Origin of the sequence: Paenibacillus sp. PDC88 (assembly GCF_900106725.1) — a bacterium.
GTDB lineage: Bacteria > Bacillota > Bacilli > Paenibacillales > Paenibacillaceae > Paenibacillus > Paenibacillus shunpengii.
In genome coordinates this window covers 38,435-62,551 of record NZ_FNNT01000002.1, presented here as the reverse complement: position 1 = coordinate 62,551, position 24,117 = coordinate 38,435, and the positions used below count along the sequence as shown (strand labels likewise).

Annotated in this window: 27 protein-coding genes; 3 read left to right on the top strand and 24 right to left on the bottom strand. The window is 45.4% G+C overall.

What is annotated here, in order from left to right; all coding sequences use genetic code 11:
* Window positions 1-12: 12 nt before the first annotated feature.
* The 3 genes from BLW49_RS06635 to lpdA form a co-directional block, all read right to left on the bottom strand.
* On the bottom strand, window positions 13-999 hold the full coding sequence (locus BLW49_RS06635; protein ID WP_047911072.1) for an alpha-ketoacid dehydrogenase subunit beta: 987 nt from the start codon (window positions 997-999) through the stop codon (window positions 13-15).
* 1 nt (window position 1,000) lies between these two features.
* Window positions 1,001-2,029: a thiamine pyrophosphate-dependent dehydrogenase E1 component subunit alpha gene (locus tag BLW49_RS06630; protein WP_076313081.1), complete on the bottom strand. Its 1,029-nt coding sequence runs from the start codon at window positions 2,027-2,029 to the stop codon at window positions 1,001-1,003.
* 166 nt (window positions 2,030-2,195) lie between these two features.
* Window positions 2,196-3,617, bottom strand: a complete 1,422-nt coding sequence (lpdA, locus tag BLW49_RS06625) for a dihydrolipoyl dehydrogenase (protein ID WP_090723917.1) — start codon at window positions 3,615-3,617, stop codon at window positions 2,196-2,198.
* 155 nt (window positions 3,618-3,772) lie between these two features.
* Between lpdA and BLW49_RS06620 the strand changes: the two genes are divergently transcribed.
* Entirely contained in the window at window positions 3,773-4,063 is a 291-nt protein-coding gene (locus BLW49_RS06620; protein ID WP_090723915.1) for a DUF2627 domain-containing protein, read from the top strand.
* A gap of 81 nt (window positions 4,064-4,144) precedes the next feature.
* The gene (locus tag BLW49_RS06615; protein WP_090723914.1) at window positions 4,145-4,519 is read left to right on the top strand and encodes a potassium channel family protein; all 375 of its coding nucleotides are present in this window, start codon (window positions 4,145-4,147) and stop codon (window positions 4,517-4,519) included.
* A 50-nt stretch (window positions 4,520-4,569) separates the two neighbouring features.
* Here BLW49_RS06615 and BLW49_RS06610 read toward each other — a convergent pair whose 3' ends face one another.
* Window positions 4,570-4,788 carry a hypothetical protein gene (locus BLW49_RS06610; RefSeq protein WP_090723912.1) on the bottom strand — a complete coding sequence of 73 codons (219 nt, stop codon included), beginning with the start codon at window positions 4,786-4,788 and terminating at the stop codon, window positions 4,570-4,572.
* Between the two features lie 204 nt (window positions 4,789-4,992).
* Here BLW49_RS06610 and BLW49_RS06605 point away from each other — a divergent pair, with 204 nt between their 5' ends.
* The gene (locus BLW49_RS06605; protein ID WP_090723910.1) at window positions 4,993-5,586 is read left to right on the top strand and encodes a thymidine kinase; all 594 of its coding nucleotides are present in this window, start codon (window positions 4,993-4,995) and stop codon (window positions 5,584-5,586) included.
* A 161-nt stretch (window positions 5,587-5,747) separates the two neighbouring features.
* Here the strand turns inward: BLW49_RS06605 and BLW49_RS06600 are convergent, their stop codons facing one another.
* The 20 genes from BLW49_RS06600 to spoIIIAG form a co-directional block, all read right to left on the bottom strand.
* Window positions 5,748-6,221, bottom strand: coding sequence for a hypothetical protein (locus BLW49_RS06600; protein WP_047911066.1), 474 nt, complete (start codon window positions 6,219-6,221; stop codon window positions 5,748-5,750).
* 523 nt (window positions 6,222-6,744) lie between these two features.
* Window positions 6,745-7,554, bottom strand: coding sequence for a sporulation transcription factor Spo0A (spo0A, locus tag BLW49_RS06590; RefSeq protein ID WP_047911064.1), 810 nt, complete (start codon window positions 7,552-7,554; stop codon window positions 6,745-6,747).
* 191 nt (window positions 7,555-7,745) lie between these two features.
* On the bottom strand, window positions 7,746-9,086 hold the full coding sequence (spoIVB, locus tag BLW49_RS06585; RefSeq protein ID WP_090723907.1) for a SpoIVB peptidase: 1,341 nt from the start codon (window positions 9,084-9,086) through the stop codon (window positions 7,746-7,748).
* A 119-nt stretch (window positions 9,087-9,205) separates the two neighbouring features.
* Window positions 9,206-10,927, bottom strand: a complete 1,722-nt coding sequence (recN, locus tag BLW49_RS06580; protein WP_047911062.1) for a DNA repair protein RecN — start codon at window positions 10,925-10,927, stop codon at window positions 9,206-9,208.
* A gap of 141 nt (window positions 10,928-11,068) precedes the next feature.
* Complete coding sequence (gene ahrC / locus BLW49_RS06575) at window positions 11,069-11,518, bottom strand: transcriptional regulator AhrC/ArgR (protein WP_047911061.1); 450 nt, start codon at window positions 11,516-11,518, stop codon at window positions 11,069-11,071.
* A gap of 28 nt (window positions 11,519-11,546) precedes the next feature.
* Complete coding sequence (locus BLW49_RS06570) at window positions 11,547-12,032, bottom strand: hypothetical protein (RefSeq protein WP_047911060.1); 486 nt, start codon at window positions 12,030-12,032, stop codon at window positions 11,547-11,549.
* 118 nt (window positions 12,033-12,150) lie between these two features.
* Complete coding sequence (locus tag BLW49_RS06565; RefSeq protein WP_090723905.1) at window positions 12,151-12,975, bottom strand: TlyA family RNA methyltransferase; 825 nt, start codon at window positions 12,973-12,975, stop codon at window positions 12,151-12,153.
* A gap of 135 nt (window positions 12,976-13,110) precedes the next feature.
* Window positions 13,111-15,018, bottom strand: a complete 1,908-nt coding sequence (gene dxs / locus BLW49_RS06560; protein WP_047911058.1) for a 1-deoxy-D-xylulose-5-phosphate synthase — start codon at window positions 15,016-15,018, stop codon at window positions 13,111-13,113.
* Window positions 15,019-15,151: 133 nt separating this feature from the next.
* Window positions 15,152-16,054: a polyprenyl synthetase family protein gene (locus tag BLW49_RS06555; protein ID WP_371264538.1), complete on the bottom strand. Its 903-nt coding sequence runs from the start codon at window positions 16,052-16,054 to the stop codon at window positions 15,152-15,154.
* On the bottom strand, window positions 16,051-16,305 hold the full coding sequence (xseB, locus tag BLW49_RS06550; protein ID WP_047911056.1) for an exodeoxyribonuclease VII small subunit: 255 nt from the start codon (window positions 16,303-16,305) through the stop codon (window positions 16,051-16,053). Before xseB ends, BLW49_RS06555 begins: the two co-directional genes overlap by 4 nt.
* Window positions 16,295-17,605: an exodeoxyribonuclease VII large subunit gene (gene xseA, locus BLW49_RS06545; RefSeq protein ID WP_371264537.1), complete on the bottom strand. Its 1,311-nt coding sequence runs from the start codon at window positions 17,603-17,605 to the stop codon at window positions 16,295-16,297. Before xseA ends, xseB begins: the two co-directional genes overlap by 11 nt.
* 66 nt (window positions 17,606-17,671) lie before the next feature.
* Window positions 17,672-18,529 (bottom strand): bifunctional methylenetetrahydrofolate dehydrogenase/methenyltetrahydrofolate cyclohydrolase FolD, encoded by an 858-nt coding sequence (folD, locus tag BLW49_RS06540; protein ID WP_076313089.1) that lies wholly within the window; start codon window positions 18,527-18,529, stop codon window positions 17,672-17,674.
* Window positions 18,530-18,595: 66 nt separating this feature from the next.
* Window positions 18,596-19,048 carry a transcription antitermination factor NusB gene (gene nusB / locus BLW49_RS06535; protein WP_076313090.1) on the bottom strand — a complete coding sequence of 151 codons (453 nt, stop codon included), beginning with the start codon at window positions 19,046-19,048 and terminating at the stop codon, window positions 18,596-18,598.
* Window positions 19,049-19,194: 146 nt separating this feature from the next.
* Window positions 19,195-19,428 (bottom strand): DUF2273 domain-containing protein, encoded by a 234-nt coding sequence (locus tag BLW49_RS06530; RefSeq protein WP_047911053.1) that lies wholly within the window; start codon window positions 19,426-19,428, stop codon window positions 19,195-19,197.
* A gap of 13 nt (window positions 19,429-19,441) precedes the next feature.
* A complete protein-coding gene (gene amaP / locus BLW49_RS06525; RefSeq protein ID WP_047911052.1) occupies window positions 19,442-19,984 on the bottom strand; it encodes an alkaline shock response membrane anchor protein AmaP in 543 nt (180 codons plus the stop codon).
* Between the two features lie 96 nt (window positions 19,985-20,080).
* Complete coding sequence (locus BLW49_RS06520; protein WP_047911245.1) at window positions 20,081-20,494, bottom strand: Asp23/Gls24 family envelope stress response protein; 414 nt, start codon at window positions 20,492-20,494, stop codon at window positions 20,081-20,083.
* A gap of 113 nt (window positions 20,495-20,607) precedes the next feature.
* Window positions 20,608-21,951, bottom strand: a complete 1,344-nt coding sequence (accC, locus tag BLW49_RS06515) for an acetyl-CoA carboxylase biotin carboxylase subunit (protein WP_047911051.1) — start codon at window positions 21,949-21,951, stop codon at window positions 20,608-20,610.
* Window positions 21,952-22,023: 72 nt separating this feature from the next.
* Entirely contained in the window at window positions 22,024-22,506 is a 483-nt protein-coding gene (gene accB / locus BLW49_RS06510) for an acetyl-CoA carboxylase biotin carboxyl carrier protein (protein ID WP_090723901.1), read from the bottom strand.
* A 140-nt stretch (window positions 22,507-22,646) separates the two neighbouring features.
* The gene (locus BLW49_RS06505) at window positions 22,647-23,393 is read right to left on the bottom strand and encodes a SpoIIIAH-like family protein (protein WP_090723900.1); all 747 of its coding nucleotides are present in this window, start codon (window positions 23,391-23,393) and stop codon (window positions 22,647-22,649) included.
* A 55-nt stretch (window positions 23,394-23,448) separates the two neighbouring features.
* A complete protein-coding gene (gene spoIIIAG / locus BLW49_RS06500) occupies window positions 23,449-24,090 on the bottom strand; it encodes a stage III sporulation protein AG (RefSeq protein ID WP_090723898.1) in 642 nt (213 codons plus the stop codon).
* Between the last annotated feature and the right edge of the window lie 27 nt (window positions 24,091-24,117).

Sequence of the window (24,117 nt, the reverse complement as noted above, 5' to 3'; positions counted from 1 at the left end):
AGGCCATTTATTTTAATACATCGCCAGTTTAAGCATTGCATCCTTCACTTTGTCTTTACTGAGCATATAAAATTTTTCCATCGGAGGGCTGATCGGCATGGCCGGAACATCCGGACCGCATAGACGTGCTATCGGTGCATCCAGATCAAACAAGCACTCCTCATTAATTATAGCAGAAACTTCAGCGCCTACTCCGCCGGTTTTGTTATCTTCGTGAATAATAAGTACTTTTCCTGTGTGCTTCGCGGCCGCAATTATCGCTTCCTTATCGAGGGGCTGCAGTGTACGAAGGTCCAGAACATGGGCTGTAATCCCCTGCTCCTTCTCCAGCTCCTCCGCTGCCTGCATTACAAAGTGCAGAGGCTGGGAATACCCGATCACGGTAATGTCTTCCCCTTCACGCAGCAGATTGGCAACTCCGATCGGTACGATGTAATCGTCCTCGGGGACCTCCTCTTTGGTTAAGCGATACATTTTCTTATTCTCAAAGTATAGAACTGGATCCGGATCGCGTACTGCTGCTTTGAGCAATCCCTTGGCATCATAGGCCGTAAAAGGCGCAACAATCTTGAGTCCAGGGGTACCAAAGAAGATCGATTCCGGACATTGGGAATGATACAGTCCTCCAAATATCCCTCCGCCAATTGGCGCACGAATCACAACGGGACAGCTCCAATCATTATTTGAGCGATATCTGATCTTCGCAGCTTCACTGATGATTTGATTCGTTGCAGGAAGCATGAAATCCGAGTACTGCATCTCGGCGATCGGCTTCATTCCGTACATCGCCGCACCGATGGCAACACCGGCTATCGCTGATTCGGATAACGGAGTATCCATGACCCGCATTTCACCGAATTGATCCTGCAGACCCTTGGTCGTGGTAAACACGCCCCCTTTAACGCCTACATCTTCTCCGAGCACAAATACGGATTCATCCCGCTCCATTTCCTCTTTCATAGCCAGTCTTATTGCATCTATATACTCCATAACTGCCATCTTATTGTCCCCCTCCCAAATGGTCGTCAGCATACACATGAAGCAGTGTATCTTCCGGTTTAGGATAAGGGGCCGCGTCTGCGGATTCCGTCGCTTCTTTTAGTTCCAGTGCAAGCTGTGCCGCCAGATCAGCATCACGCTCTTCATCCCATATACCACAATCAATAAGGTATTGCTTCATTTTGACGAGTCCGTCTTTCTTCCAATTTTCCTCAACTTCCTCTTTGGTCCGGTATGCCAGGTCATTATCTGAAGTGGAATGAGGAGAAAGTCTGTACATCATCGCTTCAATTAAGGTCGGGCCTTCGCCCGCAACTGCACGTGCTCTGGCTTCCTTAACGGCTGCGTAAACTTCCAGGGCATCATTGCCATCGACTCTGAAGCCAGGGAATCCATAACCTAAAGCACGGTCACTTACTTTACCGCTCAGCTGCTTGTGGACAGGTACAGAGATAGCATACTGATTGTTCTCCACCATTATAATGACTGGCAGCTTGTGTACGCCGGCGAAGTTGCTTCCTTCATGAAAATCCCCCTGGTTGCTGGAGCCTTCACCGAAGGTGACAAAAGAAACGAAGTCTTTCTTCTGCATCTTTGCAGCCAGAGCAACGCCCACCGCGTGTGGAACCTGCGTAGTCACCGGACTTGAGCCTGTTACAATTCGCAGCTTCTTGCTTCCAAAATGGCCAGGCATCTGCCGTCCTCCACTGTTCGGATCCTCAGCCTTGGCAAACGCCGACAGCATCAGATCGCGAGGCGTCATCCCGACGGCCAGAACAAACCCATAATCACGATAGTAGGGAAGGAAATAATCCTTCTCACGATCCAGAGCAAAGGCCGCTGCCACCTGTGCAGTCTCCTGACCGATCCCCGATACGTGGAAATTGATCTTTCCTGCTCGTTGCAGCAGCAAGCAGCGTTCATCGAACTTCCGTGCAAGCAGCATATATTTGTACATATCAATGACTTGACCGTCTGAGAGTCCAAGTTTCGTATGTTTGTGTTGTTTAGATGTCGTGTCTGAATTCAAACTTCAAACCTCCTTTTGAGAGCAGCTCAAGATTAAGTACTGTCTTGTCTTAAAACCTGGTACTAAGACTTGGCTTAGATTTATTATACTCGTTTTCTTTCCAAAAAGAAAAGACGTTTTGAAGTTTGTTGATATTTCAATGGATACAAATACGGTAATGTTACGTTTACATGCCGATTGCATTCCCATCTACATCCAGCATGGCTTCGCCAATAATTTCAGACAAGGATGGATGTGGATGGATCAGTTGTCCGACTTCCCATGGGGTAGCATCCAGCAGCATGGCCAGCGCAGCTTCGCTGATCATATCCGTCACATGCGTACCGATAAGATGGACCCCTAGAATATCATTTGTCGCCTCATCTGCGATAACCTTCGCAAATCCGTCCCGATTGCCATAAACAAGCGATTTTCCAATGGCTTGAAACGGAAATTTCCCTGTCTTGACCGAGAAGCCGAGCTCCCTTGCCTGCTGTTCTGTGTAGCCTACACTTGCTGCCTCTGGTCTTGAATAGATGGCACGCGGAATGAGGTGGTCAGGTGACACATGCATGGCAGCATCTGCGATGTGATTGACAGCACGAATGCCTTCATGGCTTGCTGCATGAGCAAGCTGAAGTCCACCTATGCAATCACCGATTGCATAAATATGCGGCTCCCCTGTCTGCAAATTGCCATTCACTTGAATGAAGCCGTTCTTCGTCTTGATATCAGTATTCTCTATACCGATTCCTTCCACATTTGCCGTACGTCCAACCGATACGAGAATTTGAGAAGCCGTAAGCGTTTCTGTTCCTTTTTTTGTCTTCATCTCGATCGTAGCTTGTCCATCCTGGATTCCATATGTCGATGGTTCAATAGCTGCGCCGGTAACAACCCTCACTCCACGCTTCGTCAGCTGGCGCTGCATCTCAGCAGCGATGTCCCCATCCTCCTGCGGCAGGATTTGATCTGCAGCCTCCACCACAGTTACCTTCACATCAAAATCATTCAGCATAGAAGCCCATTCAATCCCTATAACGCCTCCGCCTACAATGACGATCGATTCCGGAAGCTCCTCCAGATTCAGCGCCTCGTCGCTGCTAAGGATATACCGGCCATCCGGCTCGAGTCCCGGCAATATTCTTGGACGTGAGCCTGTCGCAATAATAAGATGGCTGGGAACTACATTCTCCATCTCTCCATTGTCCAGCTCTACAGCCACAGCACCGCTCTTCGGCGAGAAGATGGATGGTCCAATGACTCTGCCTTTCCCTTGCAGCACGGTAATTTTATTTTTGCGCATCAAATACTGGACCCCTTGGTGAAGCTGTTCTACCACTTCATTTTTGCGTTCCTGCACTTTAGGGAAGACAAGTGTGGCCTCTGCGGTCTCAATCCCATAGCTGGCACTATCTTTAATCTCTGCATACACTTCAGCACTCCGCAGCAAAGATTTACTCGGAATGCAGCCCTTATGAAGGCATGTTCCACCTAATTTGTCCTTCTCGATGAGAACAACCTCTTTACCGAGCTGTGCAGCGCGAATCGCGGCTACGTATCCGCCCGTTCCCCCGCCTAATATAGCGACATCGCAATGAATTGCCATGATTATAAAATCCTCCAATCTATCGTAACTAACCAATATAGCATTATTGTACTCTTCTGCTTATGGAATAACAAAAATCCTGCTTCCAATAGACAGTTACTAGAAGACAAGGTATCATATAGAAAATACGTGCGAATGAAAAGGGGTATCTCCTTATGCGGCTAATGCTTTCCCGATTTATCGCCATAATCATTCTTGTCATTCCTGGCCTTGGAGCCATGAGGGGCTTCCTTATGATGAAAGACTCCTTGTTTCACTATTATGCCGAGCATGGCAATGACGAGGTAGCCAGACCTGCCTTTGAGTGGCTTTCTTTTTCACTCGGGCTTGTACTATTCGGCTGCTGTATGACGTTTCTTGGCGGCTGGATATTATTCCGTGACCGTAAACGTAATTATGTAGGCCCGCGCTTCAAAGGAAAACAGAACACCGATACTGCCTCATAGTATATTCATGACTTAACCTTCTCCCCGTATTCCGGTATAATGTTCTATTAACATCTTATACGGATAGGAGACGCTTCTTACATGATATCCTTCATACTGACCCTCAAAAGATTGCTGCAAGGCATCTATCACGGCTTCAAGGACAAAAAGTTTCTAGCTCTGTTCGTTGTCATGCTTGCGACGCTGCTCTCTGGCACTATTTTTTATTCTAGTGTAGAAGGTTGGAATTGGATTGACGCCTTGTACTTCTCTGCTGTGACATTAACGACGGTGGGTCATCCAGAGCTATCACCGCAAACGACCTTTGCCAAAATCTTTACCGTAATTTATATGTTTGCAGGCATCGGTATCACATTTGGCATGATCGCGCGAATCACCCTTGGCATCATCGTGCCTGATCGGCTGTCTGCGAAGCCCAAAGAAACCGTGCCTGTGGAATCTCCTGATGATAAATAGAGCTCCATCTTCGTCTCTTCTACAAGGAAGAGATTTTTTATTTACACTCTTTACTCCATCAGAGCATCCCGCAATTTCGAGTTCATTCTATGGCTGCTTCCGGATTGCTTGAGAATCACTTTCCGCAGTCGTTCATTCTGACCTGCCGTGTGCTCCAGCTCGCCCAGTATTTCTTCAAACAGCTTGACAGCCGGCTCTGTCAGCTCAGCATGATCACGTAGCTGCTCATACTTCTCTCGCAGCCTCTGTACATTCTTATCATTATTCATTGTTATTTCACCTCAACTTTAAAACAATACCATGGGGTATGCTTCACTTCCAAGTATTACTTCCTAAATGATGATAAAAAAGTGGCTTCAATGCATTTGAATGTGTTAATCTAGAGTGGCACTTTTTTTGATACCTATACTTAACTGAATTCAAATTAATCATATTTATAGCGGAATAGTAACAGAGAGAGGAAGATTATTACCGTGCCTAAAGGTCGCATTACTGTCATTACAGGTCCCATGTTCAGCGAGAAATCAGGTGAGCTTATTCGACGCTGTCAAAAATTAATTAAATATGGCCGACGCAAAGTTGTCGCTTATAAGCCCGCAGAAGATGATCGTTTTGAAGTTAATGAAATCGTAAGCCGAATTGGTTATAAGCTGCCTGCCATCGCCATTCCTAAACAGCTGACTCCTAAAATTATAAAACAGATCATGACCGAAACCGAGGATGCTGATGTGGTTGCTTTTGATGAAGTACAGTTTTTCAGCCGTGAAATTATGGATATTGTGGAGGAACTGGCCTACTGTGGAAAGCATGTCATCGTCGATGGATTAAATATGGATTATCGTGGAAAGGAGTTCGGCTATATCGGCGGATTACTGGCTATTTCCGATGACATTGAAAAGTTAACTGCCTTTTGTGCGGTATGCGGAAGTCCTGAGGCCGTATTCACTCAAAGAATTGTCAATGGAGAGCCTGTGACACTCGGACCGGTCATCATGATCGGGGATTCAGAAGCCTATGAGCCGAGATGCAGAAAATGCTTCGTACCTCCCCATAAGGTAAAGTGCTAGATATCCATTAGGGGAAATAGGCAAATACTCGCTTTGCATCAAACTTCGATTAGAATGAGAAGCAGCACCTAATAAAAAGGAGTGTCCGTATGAAATGTCGGTCACTCCTTTTTATATTTCGGCTGTCGGACAAGCCTCATCACCATATTGGACTCGCATGGCTATTCTCTTGTCACGAAATATTTATTGGTCATGTAATATGCATCTCCTCGTGACGTTTCCACCATGCCCTTCTTCATATCGAGGAATACAATTTCCTTACATTTAGTGCAGTACCACTTCGTTCGCTTATAAGGAGATTCCGTTACATAAGCGGTTCCGCATTTGCAATCAATTTTCATCAGAATTTCGTTCGCGCGATATGCGGTAGATAAACGATCCATATTGTCCTGTTGTACCGGCATGATCACATTCTGATAATCTGAAAATTGATTATGAACTTTAAAATCCGATACGAGTGTTGGATTCAATCCAAAGAACTCTTTACCAATCTCAGCAATGAATTTCGTATCGCTTTTATAGCATTGGAGCCAATCCTGAATTTGCTTGCTAGACAAAGGAACGGTCCCCTTAATTCCGCTGCTTAGTGTGTATGTCATGATGTATAACGTATCGTCTTGTCTACTTGAGTACATTAGAATCCTCCTTATTCTCTGCTAATGTACTACAATTGTAAAACGAAAGCAAAGCAAAATGTAATGTAATAACCACCAATAATACCATAACGCTCCTTATGTGGTTAATTGTCATAGCGGAAGCATTTTTTGAGTGTTTGAATTCCCCTTACACTCTTTACACATACCGGTAACATTTCCACTTGGGTCTGAGTAAAATCGAAGCTCACCTTTTTTATTACATTTGGAGCACTTTTGTAATGTACGCTGTTTCCGAACATTCTTCAAGTAAATGACATTGCTCCTTAACTTGGCTCGCTGCCTCTTCTTCCATCTCAGGACAGTAATGATTATAATAACGACCGCAACGCTAATCATCATATACATCATCAGCGTACCCTCGCTCCCCTGTGTCTTTTCCCTAGAAAAAGCGCCTACCTCCAATTTCGGCAAGCGCATGTATATTTATTCATTTACGTCTATCTCAGGACAAGGAAAACCATAACAGATCATATGCACTACTTATTTATCTATCTTTATCCTTTCAAGACACTTTATGTTCGATTCTCAGCTTATCCGCCACCATCGCAATGAATTCGCTGTTCGTTGGCTTGGATTTGCTGATGTTGATGGTGTAACCAAATAAATGACTTATGGAATCAATATTCCCTCTTGTCCAAGCGACTTCAATCGCATGACGTATAGCTCGCTCGACTCGGGATGGTGTTGTTTTGAATTTCTCAGCGATCGCAGGATACAATGTTTTGGTAATTGCGCCCAAGATCTCGATGTTGTTGTAAACCATCGTAATCGCTTCACGCAAATACTGATAGCCTTTGATGTGAGCAGGCACACCAATCTCATGAATAATCGATGTAATGCTTGCATCCAGATTTTTTGTTTTTCCGATTGGAACGACATTTGACTTGTTGGAGGAGGAGATTACTTGTGAGCTGCTGCTTGTAATGGTTTGAGTACCAATGAGCTGACGAACACGATTTGCCAACACTTCCATATCAAATGGTTTCAAAATGTAATACGAAGCTCCTAATTGAACAGCTCTTTGCGTTATGTTCTCCTGACCAAATGCAGTTAACATAATCACTTTAGGCTGCGGTGACAAATCCATCTCGCGCAAACGCTCCAGAACACCAAGGCCATCCAAATGCGGCATAATAATATCAAGTATCAAAACGTCAGGAACGGTTCTTCCGTCACTAAGCAGCTGAAGAACTTCCTCGCCATTATAAGCGATTCCCGTTACCTCCATATCCTCTTGCTCCGATATATATTCAGCCAGCAGATTCGTGAACTCTCTGTTATCGTCAGCCAATAATACTTCGATTTTTTGCAAGTGTATTTCCTCCCTTAGACAATTATTGATTTGTCATTCCCTTACCTCTTTAGATTTTCGACATAGGGGAGGAAAATCCTTCTGTCGAAAATTATTTTTCTTTATTTTTTATATGCGTTGATTTATAATATTGTATTTTATTTCAATTTATGATGAAGTTCTTATTATTTCGACAAAAAAATCTTAAGGCTCTAACTAGCCTTAAGATTCGTTGTTTGTTTTTTCTGAGGAATGACCACACCAGCATCCTGCAGCATCCATTCAATAAAACACCCATATCCTGACGTTGGGTCGTTCACGAACACGTGAGTAACCGCGCCAATCAATTTCCCATTCTGCACAATCGGGCTTCCACTCATGCCTTGAACAATTCCACCTGTTTTGTTAATGAGACGTTTATCTGTAATTCGAATAACCATCCCTTTGGTTGCAGGCTGCGACTGATCTGATACATGAACGATATCGACTGTAAAGCGTTCAACCTTCTGCCCGTCGACAACAGTAAGAATTTCTGCTGGACCTTCTTTCACTTCATGAGCAAAGGCAACAGGAATCGGTTTACCATATAGGCTGTGCTCTGGATTATCTGACATTTTGCCAAAAATACCGAAATGAGTATTGCGCTCAATGTTACCGAGAATCTTGCTCTCTTTATAGAAATGAGCTCTCTTCTCTCCAGGATCTCCAGATTCACTCTTGGATATCGAGGTAACATTGGATTGGACAATCTCTCCACTACCCACAACAATCGGAGTTTGTGTGTTCATGTCCGTAATTACGTGACCTAATGCTCCATATACACCTTGATCGGGAGCATAGAAGGTTAAAGTCCCTACACCAGCTGCTGAATCTCTAATGTAGAGTCCAAGCCGCCATGCCTGATCTTCTTCGTCAAATGCTGGTGTAAGCTTGGTCTTCATCACTTTTCCTTGACGAGTTAGCGTAATCTCAATAGGCTTCTTAGACTTCCCAGCTTCAAGAACTGCATCTGCCACTCCATTGACCCCAGTTAACGATTTTCCATTCATATGGGTAATCAAATCACCGAGCTTAATACCCGCGGTTTCGCCAGGAGATATCGGTGTCTTATTAGCGGAATGAACCAAATGATGACCCACCACTAATATCCCTGCTGATTTTACTTTGACACCAATAGTTTGGCCGCCTGGCACAACCTTGAGATCAGGAACGACCGTGACATCCGTTGTTTTGAACGGAATTTTGCCAAATAGCTTCCAAGTAAGCTTGGTCGCACCTTCACGCTGCGGATACAGATGAACAGAGTGGGACTTGGATTCATCCTTAAGACCGCCGCCATTCTTACTGAGATTGACTTGCAGAACTTCAGGATGTTCAGACACACTTGCATCGACTGGAGCTGCTACTTTAAGATCCGTTTCGCGTCCGGCAAACAGATGAAGCTCATCCGGCAAAGATGCGTAACTAAATACGGGCAATAGGGTCTGTCCAATAAGACAGATAGAGAAGACAACAATAAGACCGATTAGTTTCTTTCCAAGGCTAGGCTTCAAGTGGCTGTCACGCTCCCTTTGCTTCGTTCGCTTGACGAAAGGTGGTCGCCAATTGCGTAACTATAACATAACCTTGGCCAGGTCCTTTTATTACTGTCAATCATTGTTCCGAACAGCAGTTATGCCCCTTTTTTGGCTTCAGCAAGTTTCAGCATTTCTTGAGCATGATGCAATGTCTTTTCTGTAATTTCAACACCGCCCAGCATACGGGCAAGCTCTGTCACTCTGCCCTGTTCTGATAAGGACTCGACCTGCGTCATTGTCCGTTCATCGTGGACATTCTTCTCAATGAGATATTGATGATCTGCCATACATGCAACTTGAGGTAAATGTGTTATTGAGAACACTTGGCATGTTGAGGACAAAATAAACAATTTCTCAGCAATCGACTGAGCTGCCCTGCCGCTGACACCTGTATCAACTTCATCAAATATGAGAACCGGTATTTGATCGTGGCGTGCAAATATGCTTTTTAGAGCCAGCATAATACGCGACATTTCACCTCCGGATGCAATTTTGCCTAATGGTCTTAGGGGCTCTCCAGGATTAGCTGAAATGAGAAACTCTACATTGTCTATTCCATGCTTGGTTATTCGAATGCGCTTCCCTTTCCATTCCACACCCTTGGGATCTTCCATAATGGAAATCTGGGCACGCATTGTAGTTCGCTCCATTTGCAGATCCTTGAGCTCACGCTCCACCTGATTGGACAGCTCTTCAGCACAAATTTTGCGTGCCTCACTCATCTCTTCTGCAGTTTCCAATAATCCCTCTAATAATTGATTACGCTCTGCAAGCAGTTTCTCTAAGCGTTCATCTTTATTTTCCAAATGATCGGTTTCCCGTTCAATCTGAACATAATACTGAAGTATGGATTCTACACTTTCACCATATTTACGCTTCAATCCGGTAATCATATTAAGGCGCTCTTCGACCTCCGATAACCGAACAGGATTAAATTCGATCCCATCCCGGTAGCTCCGCAGCTGAAATGCCGCATCCTCCAGTTGATAAAATGCAGATTGAAGCTGTTCCAGTATGGGATGAATACCTTTGTGATCATATTCATTAATATCTTCGAGCTTCGAGATCGCGTAGCTCACGGCTTCGAGTCCCTGTGAACCATGAAGCAGCTCATACGCACCTGATACCGAATCCATCATCTTTTCGCTATGAGATAGTTTGACCCTTTCTTCGGCGAGGGATTCATCTTCACCGGGAACAAGGCTCGCAGCTGCAATTTCTTCCAGCTGAAATCGATACATATCAAGCATTTGATATGCTTTTTGACTGGATTCCTGAAGCTGTCTAAGCTCCTTCTCTACTTTGACAAAAGCTCTGTATTGCTCACTATACTTTATCTTGATGGGTCGAATGATCGTTTCTCCGTATGTATCGAGCAGACCTAAATGCTTCTCTGCTCTAAGTAAACTCTGGTGCTCATGCTGTCCATGGATATTAATTAATTGTTCTCCGATTTCGCGAAGCATTGTCAGATTCACGAGCTGACCATTGATCCGGGATACGCTCTTACCGGAAACTGTAAGCTCACGGCGAATAACCAGATGTTCATCCGGCTCCGCCTGTATTCCGAGCTCGGTAAGCGTGTTCCATACGGGGTGATGAGCAGAAAGCTCAAATAAGGCCTCCATCTCGGCCTTGTCACAGCCATAGCGGATTAAATCTGCGGAGCCTCGTCCTCCTGCAATCAGTCCCAAAGCATCTATAATAATTGATTTACCTGCGCCCGTCTCCCCGGTCAACACGTGAAATCCTGAATGAAAATGTACATCAACTGCTTCAATAACGGCTAAATTTCGGATTGATAATGTGGAAAGCATGTTCCAACACCTCCAATGATAACTGTGGCAGCCCTTCTACAGGGAAGGGAACACCTGTTGCTATTTTCATCTTCGATGTATACTTTACACTATTTCTCACCAAAAAGAAACATACGTTCGTCTGTTTTTTTGAAATTTTGATTAAGAAATGTAACTCATGATTTGATTGATAACCGTTTTGCTGTTCTCTTCATTTCTGCATATTACCAGGATGGTATCATCACCGCTGATCGTACCCATAATTTCCGGCCACTCAATGCTGTCAAGAAGTGCGGCCACCGAATTGGCCGTGCCTGGCAAAAACTTCATGACCACCAGATTTGTTGTATAATCGACGCTGAGAAAATTATCAACCAGGGCCCGTTTCAATTTTTGTCCTGGGTTATATCTCTGGTCCGTAGGGAGTGAATATTTATACCTTCCATCGTCGGTCGGAATTTTTATGAGCAGCAATTCCTTAATATCACGAGATACAGTTGCCTGAGTTACCTGATAACCTGCCTGCCGTAATGCCTCGACAAGGTCATCCTGAGTCTCAATGTCATTTTGACTAATTATTTCTCTGATTTTGATGTGTCGTTGTCCCTTCATACTTGCCTCCATCCAATTATGCTATAAATTAATATTCGTCTTCATGCTCCCAAATATAATCATCTTCATCTATAAGCGTGATTAGCTTCAAGTTATTATCGTCCGTATCTACATACAGTAAACCGTTACAGTTCGGGTACAGCAGCAAATAGGGCAGCAGGCGGTCTCTAAGTCCAGAGCCTGTCCATTCCTGCGGCATCCGGCTTCTCGAGGTCTTCACAATGAACACCTCATCTTCTTTCTCTGCCACGTAATCAATGAACAGCCGACTGTACAGAGTCTGTTTATCTACCTGGAAGGTCAGCGGGACTTTAAGTCTTCCCCCAATGACCTCATAACCTTCTCTTTCCAAAATTTCGAGTGCGGGATGCTCTTGAATTTCTTCATTGAGTACAAGCTCTGGCAGCTGTTCAGGAACCGGCTCCTGTAGCCATCTGCGAATGCCATACAACACCCAGAATACAATAATGATCCCGAGAAAAGCGATAACAAATTTATCATATTGGCCTTCCATCCATCTCACCTCTCACAAGGAGATATTCGTTAACCAGAAAAAATATCCTCTTGTGAATTTAGGAAATGCGCTGGTTTTATGAATCCAGCAAAAGAAACCCATCTAAAAAAGATGAGTTTCAATGAAAGGTATGGCTCGCTTCGTTAACCACGGCCTCAATCAGATGATCAATATCAGGTCCCGCAGATTCCACATCTTCTCCACCAAGACGCCAATGGGCCAAAAACTCAATATTTCCTTCTCCACCTGTAATCGGCGAGAATGTCAAATCAGACAATGCCAGGCCAAGCTCACTTCCGTATTCGAGAATAGAACGCAGAACCTCTGCATGGACCTTGGGATCTTTGACAACCCCTGTCTTCGGAACTTTTTCTCTTCCCGCCTCAAACTGCGGCTTGATCAAGGCTACAATATCAGCCGGCTGCTTAAGCAGCTGAATAAGAGGTGGAAGTATAATCTTTAAAGAGATGAAGGATACATCAATGCTCGCGGTATCCGGTACAGGACCTGTCAAATGCTCAGGTGTCACATACCTAAAATTGGTTCTTTCCATAACCGTGACCTGTGGATGGTTGCGAAGCGACCAATCCAATTGATTGTAACCTACATCGATCGCATACACATGTGATGCACCATGCTGCAGTGCACAATCTGTAAACCCGCCTGTTGAAGAACCAATATCAAGCATCGTTCGCCCTTTCATCTCAATATGGAATTGACGAATTGCTTTTTCCAGCTTAAGTCCTCCGCGCCCCACATAAGGATGTACTGCGCCTTTCACTCGAATGACAGCCTCACGGGGAATTTTCATTCCTGGTTTCTCAATGCGTTCTTCATTGGCATAGACCAGACCTGCCATAATTGCTGCCTTGGCCTTCTCGCGGCTTTCGTAATATCCCTGCTCTACCAGCAGGACATCCATTCTTTCTTTGGGAACTGACATAATTTCTCCTGTCGTGTAGATTAAACCACATAGCTATAGAGCCCAATATGAGCATAACTGCCCTTATTGGACTCTATAATTCTCGGGCTTGGTTTATATCATTTCATCTTCTAAATTTTTACGGAAACACATTCATCATGAAGGTGTGCTGGTCTTTGGAAGATCATAGGCGAACTCAAGCTTCAGCTTCCGCATCTCTTCAATAACCGCCTGTACCGTAAGCCCCACTTCCTCACGCTGCTCCTTGACACTTCCGTGCTCGATGAACTCATCCGGGATTCCCATGATGTGAATCTTGGTGTCGTACAGCCCTGCTTCTGAATAGAATTCAAGAATACTGCTTCCGAGGCTCCCCGCTGCAGATGCTTCTTCCAGCACGATCATTTTCGTGTCGTTCGCATGTAAGGATACCAGCATCTCTTGATCCAGTGGTTTAAAGAATCTGGCATTAATGACACTTACCTGCATTCCCTCACGTTTCAGCAGCTCTGCCGCTTCTTCCGCAATTGGAATCATAGGTCCAGCTGCAATGATCGCGTAATTCTCCCCTTGCCGCAGAGTCTCCCACGAACCAATCGGAATGGACTTCAGCTCTGGATCAAGCGGTACACCCAATCCATTCAGTCTTGGATATCGATAAGCAATTGGACCCTCATTATAATCCAGCGCTGTCTTCATCATATGTCTCAGCTCATTCTCATCCTTCGGCATCATCACCACGATATTTGGAATATGACGTAAGAACGCCACATCATAAACACCTTGGTGCGTTTCGCCATCCGAGCCGACAAAGCCAGCCCGATCAATTGCAAACATCACATTCGCATTATGTCGGCAAATATCATGGACGATCTGATCATATGCACGCTGCATGAAGGTCGAGTAAACTGCAAATACCGGCTTTAATCCTTCCATTGCCAGCGCTGCACACATCGTTGCTGCATGCTGTTCCGCGATCCCAACATCAACCATCCGTTCAGGGAATTCCTTGCTGAATGGAATGAGTCCTGAACCTCCCGGCATGGCCGGAGTAACAGCGACGATCCGCTCATCTTCTCTAGCGAGCTCAATGAGTGTTTCTCCAAATACGTCGGTATACATGGGATTGCCTACGGATTTAAGCACTTGTCCTGATTCGATCTTATACGGCGAAATACCGTGCCATTTGAAGGAATCGGCCTCAGCCGGTTTATATCCCTTGCCTTTGGTGGTCAGAACGTGAACGAATACCGGGCCATTGACATTGTCCGCCTGTCTGAAGGTCTCGATCAGCTTAGACATATCATGCCCGTCAACCGGTCCTAGATAAGTAAAGCCTAGTTCTTCAAATAATACACCCGGAACCATCATATATTTCAAGCTGTCTTTGAGCCGGCCTGCAGACTTCGCAAGTGTACCTCCGATTGCCGGAATCTTACGCAATACAAGCTCAACTTCATCCTTGGCTTTCAAATAATGTCTGTCCGATCGGATCTTGCTCAAATAGTTATGCATAGCTCCAACGTTAGGAGCAATAGACATCTCATTATCGTTCAGAATGACCATGAGCTTCTTCTGTTCATGTCCGATATGGTTCAACGCTTCAAAAGCCATACCGCCAGTCAGGGCTCCGTCCCCAATAATTGCGATAACCTTGTTGTCCTCGCCTTTGAGATCCCTTGCATAAGCCATTCCCATGGCAGCTGACAAGGAAGTACTGCTGTGTCCAGCTTCCCAGACATCATGTTCACTTTCATTACGCTTAACAAAACCTGACAGACCCTTATACTTCTTGAGCGTGTCAAATTTGTCCATACGTCCAGTCAATATTTTATGAACGTAAGCCTGGTGGCCTACATCAAATATCATTTTATCCTTAGGGCTATTATAAGCGTAGTGCAGGGCGATCGTAAGCTCTACCACTCCCAAATTGGATGCCAGGTGCCCTCCTGTACGAGAAATTGTTTCTATCAGGAACTGACGAATCTCCCCCGATAATGAAACAAGTTCATCCACAGATAATGTTTTCAGATCGTTTGGTCCCTTAATTTGTGGAAGGAGCACGTGAACCCCCCGCTTTCCTTCATAATTTTTTGTAAATTAGTTATTGTCATAGGCTACATTATACCACAATCCACTTTAAATCATAAATTTCGCCAGTTAGAGGTGAATTGATGTCTATGCTTTCGCTTGACGACTAATGATCTCTCTTCATCAAATAATCCGCCAATTCCAGCAGTCGAGATGGATCAGGAATCTGTCCCGTAATCAGCGCTTCTTTTGCAGAAGACGTTAACCGCTCCACCTCAGCCATGGACTGATCCATACCTATAAAGAACGGATAAGTTACTTTTTGCTGGTTCACATCACTCTGTGTCTTCTTGCCCAGCTTCTGCTCATCTCCGATTAGATCGAGAATATCATCCTGAATCTGGAAGGCAAGACCAAGGTCTCTGCCGAACGAACGAAGCGCCTCCAGCTGTACATCATCTGCCCCTCCAATTCTGCCTCCAGCCATGAGGGAGAAGATGATGAGGTCGCCCGTCTTATGAAGATGAATGTATTCAAGCTGTGATAAGGAAGTCATCCCCTGCTCGCCCTCCATATCAGCCACCTGTCCTCCGACCATACCTCGTGCACCTGCATGAATAGAGAGCTCCTCCACAATAGTGAGTACGCGATCTGATGGAATATTGAACTTGCGAGCTGCCTGAATCACGCTGTAAAAAGCATGGGTGAGGAGTGCATCACCTGCAAGAATAGCCATCGCTTCCCCGTATACCTTATGATTGGTCAAACGTCCCCTGCGATAATCGTCATTATCCATGGCGGGCAAATCATCGTGAATCAAAGAGTACGTATGTATCATCTCTACGGCAGCAGCAACGGGCAGAGCGGCTTCCCGCTCCACGCCAAATGCTTCACATGCTGCGATTACAAGCGCTGGGCGAAGTCTCTTTCCTCCGGCCATCAGCGAATACTGCATCGATTCTTTTAAATGCTCAGGAATATCCCAAGCTTCAGGAAAAACGGTTCTCAGCTCTCGCGCCATCAAGTCGGCGACATCCTGAATATACAATTCTATGGATGGTCTAGTCACAAAGAGACACCGCCTTCATCTTCATTACCTCCAAAAGGCTGCTTTCGAAACTCTCCATCCTCTTCTACGATCATTTCTATCTTACGTTCCACTTGTTCGAGCTTCTGGTTGCACATTTGAGACAGTTTCATCCCTCTTTGGAACAGCTCGATCGCCTGCTCAAGGGGAACGTCTCCCCGTTCGAGCTGGTTCACAACTTCTTCAAGCTCGGCCATCGCAGCTTCAAAATTCAGCTCCTGCTCATTTGCCATCTTCATTTGCCTCCTTTATCTCCCAGACCTGGCAGGCAAGCTGCCCATCGACCAGTTTAATTTTGACCAAGTCACCTGGAGCCACCTCTTTGGTTGATTTCACTAACTTTTTATCCTGCTCATCATATACAAGGCTGTAGCCTCTTGACATAACTTTCAGCGGACTCAGTGCATCGAGATGCCTCATATTTCCGTGCAGCTGCTGCCTACTCACCTTCACAAGAGATGTCATCGCCGTCTCTAGCTGTTTCTTGTATGACAAAATCTCCTTCTTCGCGGAAGACACCTGTGCAGAGGGGTTAAAACGAACGAGTGAGATCCGCATCCGTTCCTGCTTCTCTCTTGCAAACCTTTTGCGAGAATCCATCGCCCTAATTAACCTCATATGGAGCTGATCCAGCCTTTCCGTATGCTGCACCAGACTTCTACGCGGATTCATGAGAACCGGAGACTTGGATAAACGTTCAAGCTTATCTCGATTGTGCTTGGCTCTTGTTATCAAGCTCTGATTCAGCCTACGCTGATAACCAGCGAGTTGTTCCTTCAGCTCCATCTGATGGGGCACGGCTAGCTCTGCGGCAGCTGTCGGTGTGGCTGCTCTCACATCTGCGGTAAAATCTGCAATCGTAAAATCCGTCTCATGACCGACTGCAGAAATAACCGGAATTTCGGATCTTGCAATCGCTCTTGCTACCATTTCTTCGTTAAAGGCCCACAGCTCCTCTAATGAGCCGCCGCCACGCCCGACAATGATGACGTCAACTTCTGCCATCTCATTGACTAGATCAAGTGCACGTACGATTGAAGGTGCGGCCGTCTTGCCTTGGACAAGCACAGGATATAAATAAACCTCAGCCAGTGGAAAACGGCGAGTGATAGTCGTAATAATATCTCTCACTGCCGCTCCAGTCGGTGAGGTAATCACGCCTATGGATTTAGGATAGCGGGGCAGAGGCCGCTTGCGTCCAGCCGCAAACAAACCTTCCTCGTCCAGCTTCTGTTTTAACTGCTCATATGCCATATACAGGCTGCCAATCCCGTCAGGCTGCATATGTGTTGCATAGAATTGATATTGTCCATCCCGTTCATATACGGACACATTGCCCCGTGCAATGACACGGGCGCCTTCCTTTGGAATGAAGGGCAGCCTGCGATTGTGCGTCGCAAACATGATAGACTTAATCCGGCTGCCTTCATCCTTCAGTGTAAAGTACATATGCCCGCTGGAATGATGTGTGAAATTGGAGATTTCACCACGAATCCATACATCTGTCAGGACAGAATCAGATTCCAGCTTCATTCGTATATATCGATTCAAATCTTTAATTGAATAAATGCGCTCTTCAGCCAGAGGAATCACTCCTTTTTAGACAAGACCATGAGCACGCTTAGCGGACAGCAGCGTATTCTGCATCAGCATCGTTATTGTCATAGGGCCAACTCCGCCTGGAACAGGGGTAATGGGTCCAGACACCTCACTAGCACTCGCAAAATCCACATCGCCTGCAAGCTTTCCGTTCTCAAGCCGATTCATTCCTACATCTATAACAACGGCACCTTCCTTGATGTAGCTTGCATCGATGAAATTAGCCCGTCCAATAGCGACAACAAGAATATCAGCCTGACGTGCAATTTCTTTCATATTTGAGGTACGAGAATGACACATCGACACCGTAGCGTTCTCACGCTGAAGGAGTAGTGATACCGGTTTGCCGACAATGTTACTGCGTCCGATCACAACAGCGTGCTTGCCTGCAATCTCAATTCCTGTACGTTTGATCATCTCAATAACGCCCGCAGGTGTACATGGCAGAAGACTATCGTCCCCAATTACCAGATTGCCCACATTGACAGGATGGAACCCATCCACATCTTTTTCAACCGCAATGGCATTGATTACTTTCTTCTCATCAATATGACCCGGAAGAGGCAATTGAACCAGAATACCGTTAATGCTCATTTGACGATTCAGTTTGTCAACAAGAGCAAGAAGATCCTCTTCACTTGTATCACTTGGTAGACGGTGAACCTCTGAATAGAAGCCCAAATCATGGCATGCTTTTTCCTTATTGCGAACATACACTTGTGATGCAGGATCTTCGCCGACCAGTACCACGGCCAGACCTGGCACAATATTTTTTGCCTTCAGCTGCTGAACTTCTTCTGTAATCGAATTTCGAATATCTTCTGAAATTTGCTTTCCGCTAATAATTGTTGCCGTCATGTCTCTTCTCTCCCTTGGATCCAAACTTTATAAACAATCGTTATGCATTAGAATCATCGTACACTATTATTTAACACGAGCCTTCAGAGCTTCAACATCCTGAATCATTTTTCCTAATACCCCATTTACAAATTTCCCAGACTCATCTGTTCCAAAATGTTTAGAGAGCTCAATCCCTTCATTTACCGCTACCTTGGCAGGGACGTCCTCACGATACAACATCTCGTAAGCAGCCAGTCTCAGAATTTGGCGGTCTACGCGGGACAAACGGCTGACCTGCCAGCCCTTCAGATAATCAGCCAGCAGACTGTCGAGTGCTTCTTTGTTCTCCCAGATGCCGCGTACATGCTCTAGCACATAGGCATGCATTACCGCCTCATTCTTGATAACCACTTCACCTTCATTTTCTTCTGCAGCTTCCTCAAACAGCATATCCACTGCAGCCTTCGCCTCGACCTCATTCATTTCCATCTGATACAGACTTTGAACCACGATTTCCCTTGCCAAACGTCTTTTCATTTCCTGCCTCCTGCTTTCATATCTAATCTATCCGTGATTTACAATGTATTCTTCACACAAAAAAACCTGTGCTTATGCTATTCTTCCCAAAAACGGGCATGAAGACTGCAGCTCTTTTTTGGAGTAAGAAAAGCATATCACAGGGTTCATTTGAAGGGACGCCAAACATTAAGCAGATAGTCAAGCCAGCTGCGCCATGGAATGACGTTGCTAAACTTCTGATCGCTTCTTCTGCCAAGCGTATATCCGATAAACACCACGAGTGCAAAGAACAACATATCCCAAAAACCAACCATCAAATAAATAATACCTAAAAAAATTCCACCGGCAATGCCTAAAATCCGGCCTTTATAACTGTCCCAGATTTCCTTCCACGGCATCCATCAACCACCTCTATTCCACTCGGCTCTTATAGTTCGGTGATTGCACAAGATTGGCGATGTATACCGATACGACTGCTACCGGAATCCCAGTAATGTCTTGTACATGATCATGTACTGCCTTTTGAAGCTCGCTTGTCAGCTCCGGAATGGAACTTTCACCGTCAACTACAGCACGGATTGTAATTTCAAGACCAGACTGGGCGACCTGGATACGCGATTTCACCTCACGCACGCCACGGAATTTGGATGAAGCTTTCAGACACAGATTTTCAATCGTCTCCATGGATATTTGAATATCCCCATATTCCGTCTTCTGATCAACCGAAGGATAAGTGTTATGGTCCCTACGTACAGAAATATAGAAGAAACGGATACTAAGCAGAAACAAGATGATCGCCACAGTCAGAATGACTGCCATGAGCATCTGTTCATTCTGAATATACATATCCAAATCAGGCACAAGTCCGCTAAACAGGAGGATGATAATTACAGATACTACACCAACAACTAAACTGTATAAAAATAACAGAAGCCTGTCCAGTATTTTAGCCACGAACGTATTCAACCTCCCAACATCAACAACTAGTATAAAAAAGATGGACTAAACCCCTGGCGCATGACGCCGGGGGTTTATAAGTTTCAGATCATTTTATTTCACGCGCTGAGGGCTGATCTCAGGTTGATCGTCAAGCTTCTCTTGATTCTTGAATTGAACATCGTGAATCTGAACGTTTACTTCGACGACCGTAAGTCCTGTCATATTCTCAATCGAGCGCTTAACATTCTGCTGAATTGCGGAAGCGACTTCCGGAATACGATGTCCATATTCAATAATTACAGAAACATCAACAGCAGCCTCGCGCTGGCCTACTTCAACTTTGACGCCTTTTGAGAGGTTCTTACGTCCTAGCAATTCAGCAAATCCACCTGCAAAACCACCGCTCATGCCAGCCACGCCGCCAACCTCAAGGGTTGCAAGTCCAGCAATGACTTCAATGACTTCCGGCGCAATTTGGATCTCGCCAATGTCCGTTCTCTCAAATTCAGTCGGCACTGTGCTCATCTCATTTAACACACCTTTCAATAGTAAGTTTCCTCGTCCACAAGAAAGACATGCGTACTTATTATTCATACTATAGCATTCGAGGGACTTTATGACAAACAAGCTTGCCAAATTTAAATTTCATTTTCCTCTAAGAATTTGATATCAAAGTCACCTTTGGAGAAGGCCGGATGATCAAGCAGTCTTTGATGGAAAGGAATCGTCGTAGGGATGCCCTCTACAGCAAATTCGGACAAGGCGCGCTTCATCTTCGCGATCGCTTCATCACGAGTCGGTGCCCACACGATCAGCTTGGCAATCATGGAATCATAGAAAGGCGGAATGCTGTAGCCTTGATATGCTGCGCTGTCTACCCGTACACCAGGTCCACCCGGTGCAAGATAGAAATCAATCTTACCCGGTGCAGGCATGAAGTTACGGCTCGGATCCTCTGCATTGACTCTGCATTCAATGGACCACCCGTCAATGACGACATCCTCCTGTGCAAAGGAGAGCGGGCTTCCTTCAATGACTGAAATCATTTCCTTAATCAGGTCAATCCCTGTGACCATCTCGGTGACCGGATGCTCAACCTGAATACGTGTATTCATCTCCATGAAGTAGAACTCACCGTTCGGGCTGAGGAGAAATTCCAGTGTACCCGCTCCACAGTAATCGACAGCAAGTGCTGCACGTACGGCGGCATCACCCATCTTCGTACGTGTTTCTGGGTCCAATACTGGACAAGGCGCTTCTTCAATAAGCTTCTGTCTTCGGCGCTGGATTGAGCAATCTCTCTCCCCTAAATGAACCGCATGTCCATGCTTGTCAGCAATGATCTGAATCTCAACATGCTTCATTCCCGTCAAAAACTTCTCCAGATAGACACCAGCGTTGCCAAAAGCCTTCTGGGCTTCCTGCTGTGCTGCCACGATCTGCTTCACAAGATCTTCCTCGTCTTCAGCAATTCGGATTCCTTTACCTCCGCCGCCTGCAGTCGCCTTAATAATTACAGGATAACCGATATCTCTGGCGATCATAACTGCTTCTTCGACACTCTCCACGAGACCATCAGAGCCCGGAATGACAGGAACACCCGCATCCTTCATCGTTTGTTTGGCTACCGCTTTGTCCCCCATCTTCGTGATGGCATCAGCGGAAGGGCCGATAAAGGCAACATTGCAGGATTCACAAATCTCCGCAAAATCTGCATTCTCAGCCAAAAAACCGTAGCCAGGGTGAATTGCGTCACATTCAGTTAATGTGGCTACGCTCATAATATTAGTTATGTTAAGGTAGCTGTCCTTGGATAAAGTCGGTCCGATGCAATAAGCTTCATCTGCAAGTCTGACATGGAGTGCGTCACGATCCGGTTCTGAGTAAACAGCTACCGTTGCAATACCCATTTCCCTGCAAGCTCTAATAATCCGAACGGCGATTTCTCCGCGGTTTGCTACCAATATTTTTTGAAATTTCATGATTACCATATCCTCCTTTGGAGCATTGACCTATTAAAAGCTGCTATCTATAGTCATTTCACCAACAGGAGCTTACTCCGGTTTGACCAAGAACAAAGGCTGACCATACTCAACGAGCTGTCCATTCTGTACAAGAATTTCTACAATCTCGCCTTTCACGTCAGCTTCAATTTCATTCATCAGCTTCATCGCTTCCACAATACAAACGGTTGACTTCTCTGTAACCTTGCTGCCAACATTGACAAAAACGCCAGCTTCAGGGGAAGGTGCAGAGTAGAACGTACCGACCATCGGAGACACAATTTTATGTAAATTGCTGTTTGCAGTCGCTTGTTCCTGTACGGGCGCAGCAGGCGGTGTTTCGATTGCTTGTGGTACAGGCGGAATCTGACTTGTTACTGGATAAGCACTGACCGCAGCCGCTGCTTGGACAATTTCAGTCTTGCCTGGTTTACGAATGGTCAGTCTGGACCCTTCATTCTCAATTTCAAGCTCCTGTACGGAAGACTCGTCAATAACCTTAATTAATTCTTTGATTTCATTTAATTTAAACATTTGTTATTTTCACTCCTTCGGCATACTGCCATATTCACTCGGACAGTCATAACTTTATGTATTATATCACAAACACTAAAAATGGAAAGAGCCCAAGAATTAAGGGATTCTGGGCGCTTCCCAACTTGCTTGCAGCTTATTTATTCTTTGACATATTGAACCCGGACTTTGTCCTGTGTTACATCCAGCTCGCTGATGACCAGATCAACAATGTTTACAGCATCGATCGCCTCCAGCTTCTCGCTGATCACAACCACTTTGTACTCATCCTCTTCCTCTTGAACAATAGCGTTTGCATACTGCTGGGAGAGCTGTTCCTCAATACCTAGTATTTTCTCATTTTTTTCCTCTAATATACGCAATTGTTCCAAGGCCTTTGCATTTTCTTCCGGTGTTTTTGTCGCATCGGATGCTGCAGCCATCAGTTCATTTGAAAGCTTGCTATTCTCTGAAGATCGTTCCCATTGATAATTCTCGAAGACCGTGATTGCCGAATTAGGGTCATCCTGAGATTCCAGCTGGTTCAGTACATCTTCATCTGTCTTTGCTTCTTCCGTTGCTGCCTCTGTCTCTGTACCTGTGCCTTCAGTGCTTGGTGCTGCCGCATCCGTTTGTTCCCCGGTTGCTGCTGGTTCTTCCGAAGTGTTAACCGGTGCTCCTGTTTCGTCTGTTTGCTCGCCTGTTGCTGGTTCCTCAGTTACAACTTCGTTCAAGACAAGTCCTTCCAGTGTGTTTTGAGCAGAAGCTTCTTCGGCATTACTCATCTGTCCGGACTCTGCAGTCTGATTGGACGATCCTGAATCATCCGTGAATAGATAATAAGCGGATAGAACAACCATCAGACTCAGCATCGATACGAGCCATATCGTTTGTCTTTTGTTTTTCATTTTTGAATTCCTCCCACATTGGATCAAGATTAAGATTAGGCACTAATTTAGTGCATTACTGCTGTTTTCTGGGCACGACTGAAATTCTGTACGACGGAACGTTTAGACCCTTCTCTACCGCTTCAACGATAAGGTCCTTAACCACTTTGTTCTCTGCACCCTTGGCAACAACGAGTACCCCTCGCACCTGAGGCTTGATCTTCTTCGTGATGATCGGCACCTCATCGCCGGATTCATTGTAAGTCACAATCTCACCGTTACGTGTATATTGGGTAATGTTTCGTTCACCGCCGTTTGCGTCGGTCTCCTCCGTGTTTTGCTGGGAGTCCTGCATGTTACGCTGAACGATAATCTCTTCGGTAGAGTCAATAGTCACCATAATATCCACCGTTCCAACACCAACGATTTGCTCAAGAATTCCTTTCATTTTATCCTCAAACGATCTTTCGATCGTATCAAAAGGGGTGGCCTCATTAACGGAAGACTCAAAGGCTGACTGTACACTGGTCTCCTGCGGCGGTTCTCGCCCAACGTTCTCTGGTTCAATCTCTTTGACATTAACAAAGGAGCTAAGGATCACGATGGCAACCCCAATCAGCCCGACAATGATTAACCAGCGGAACGTTTGTCCTCGCTTAGCAGCTCCATCCTCGCCTGATCCAAGCCATTTATTTAACTGATCTCTTAATTTCCCCATGTTATATTCACCTCGCTTATATCATTC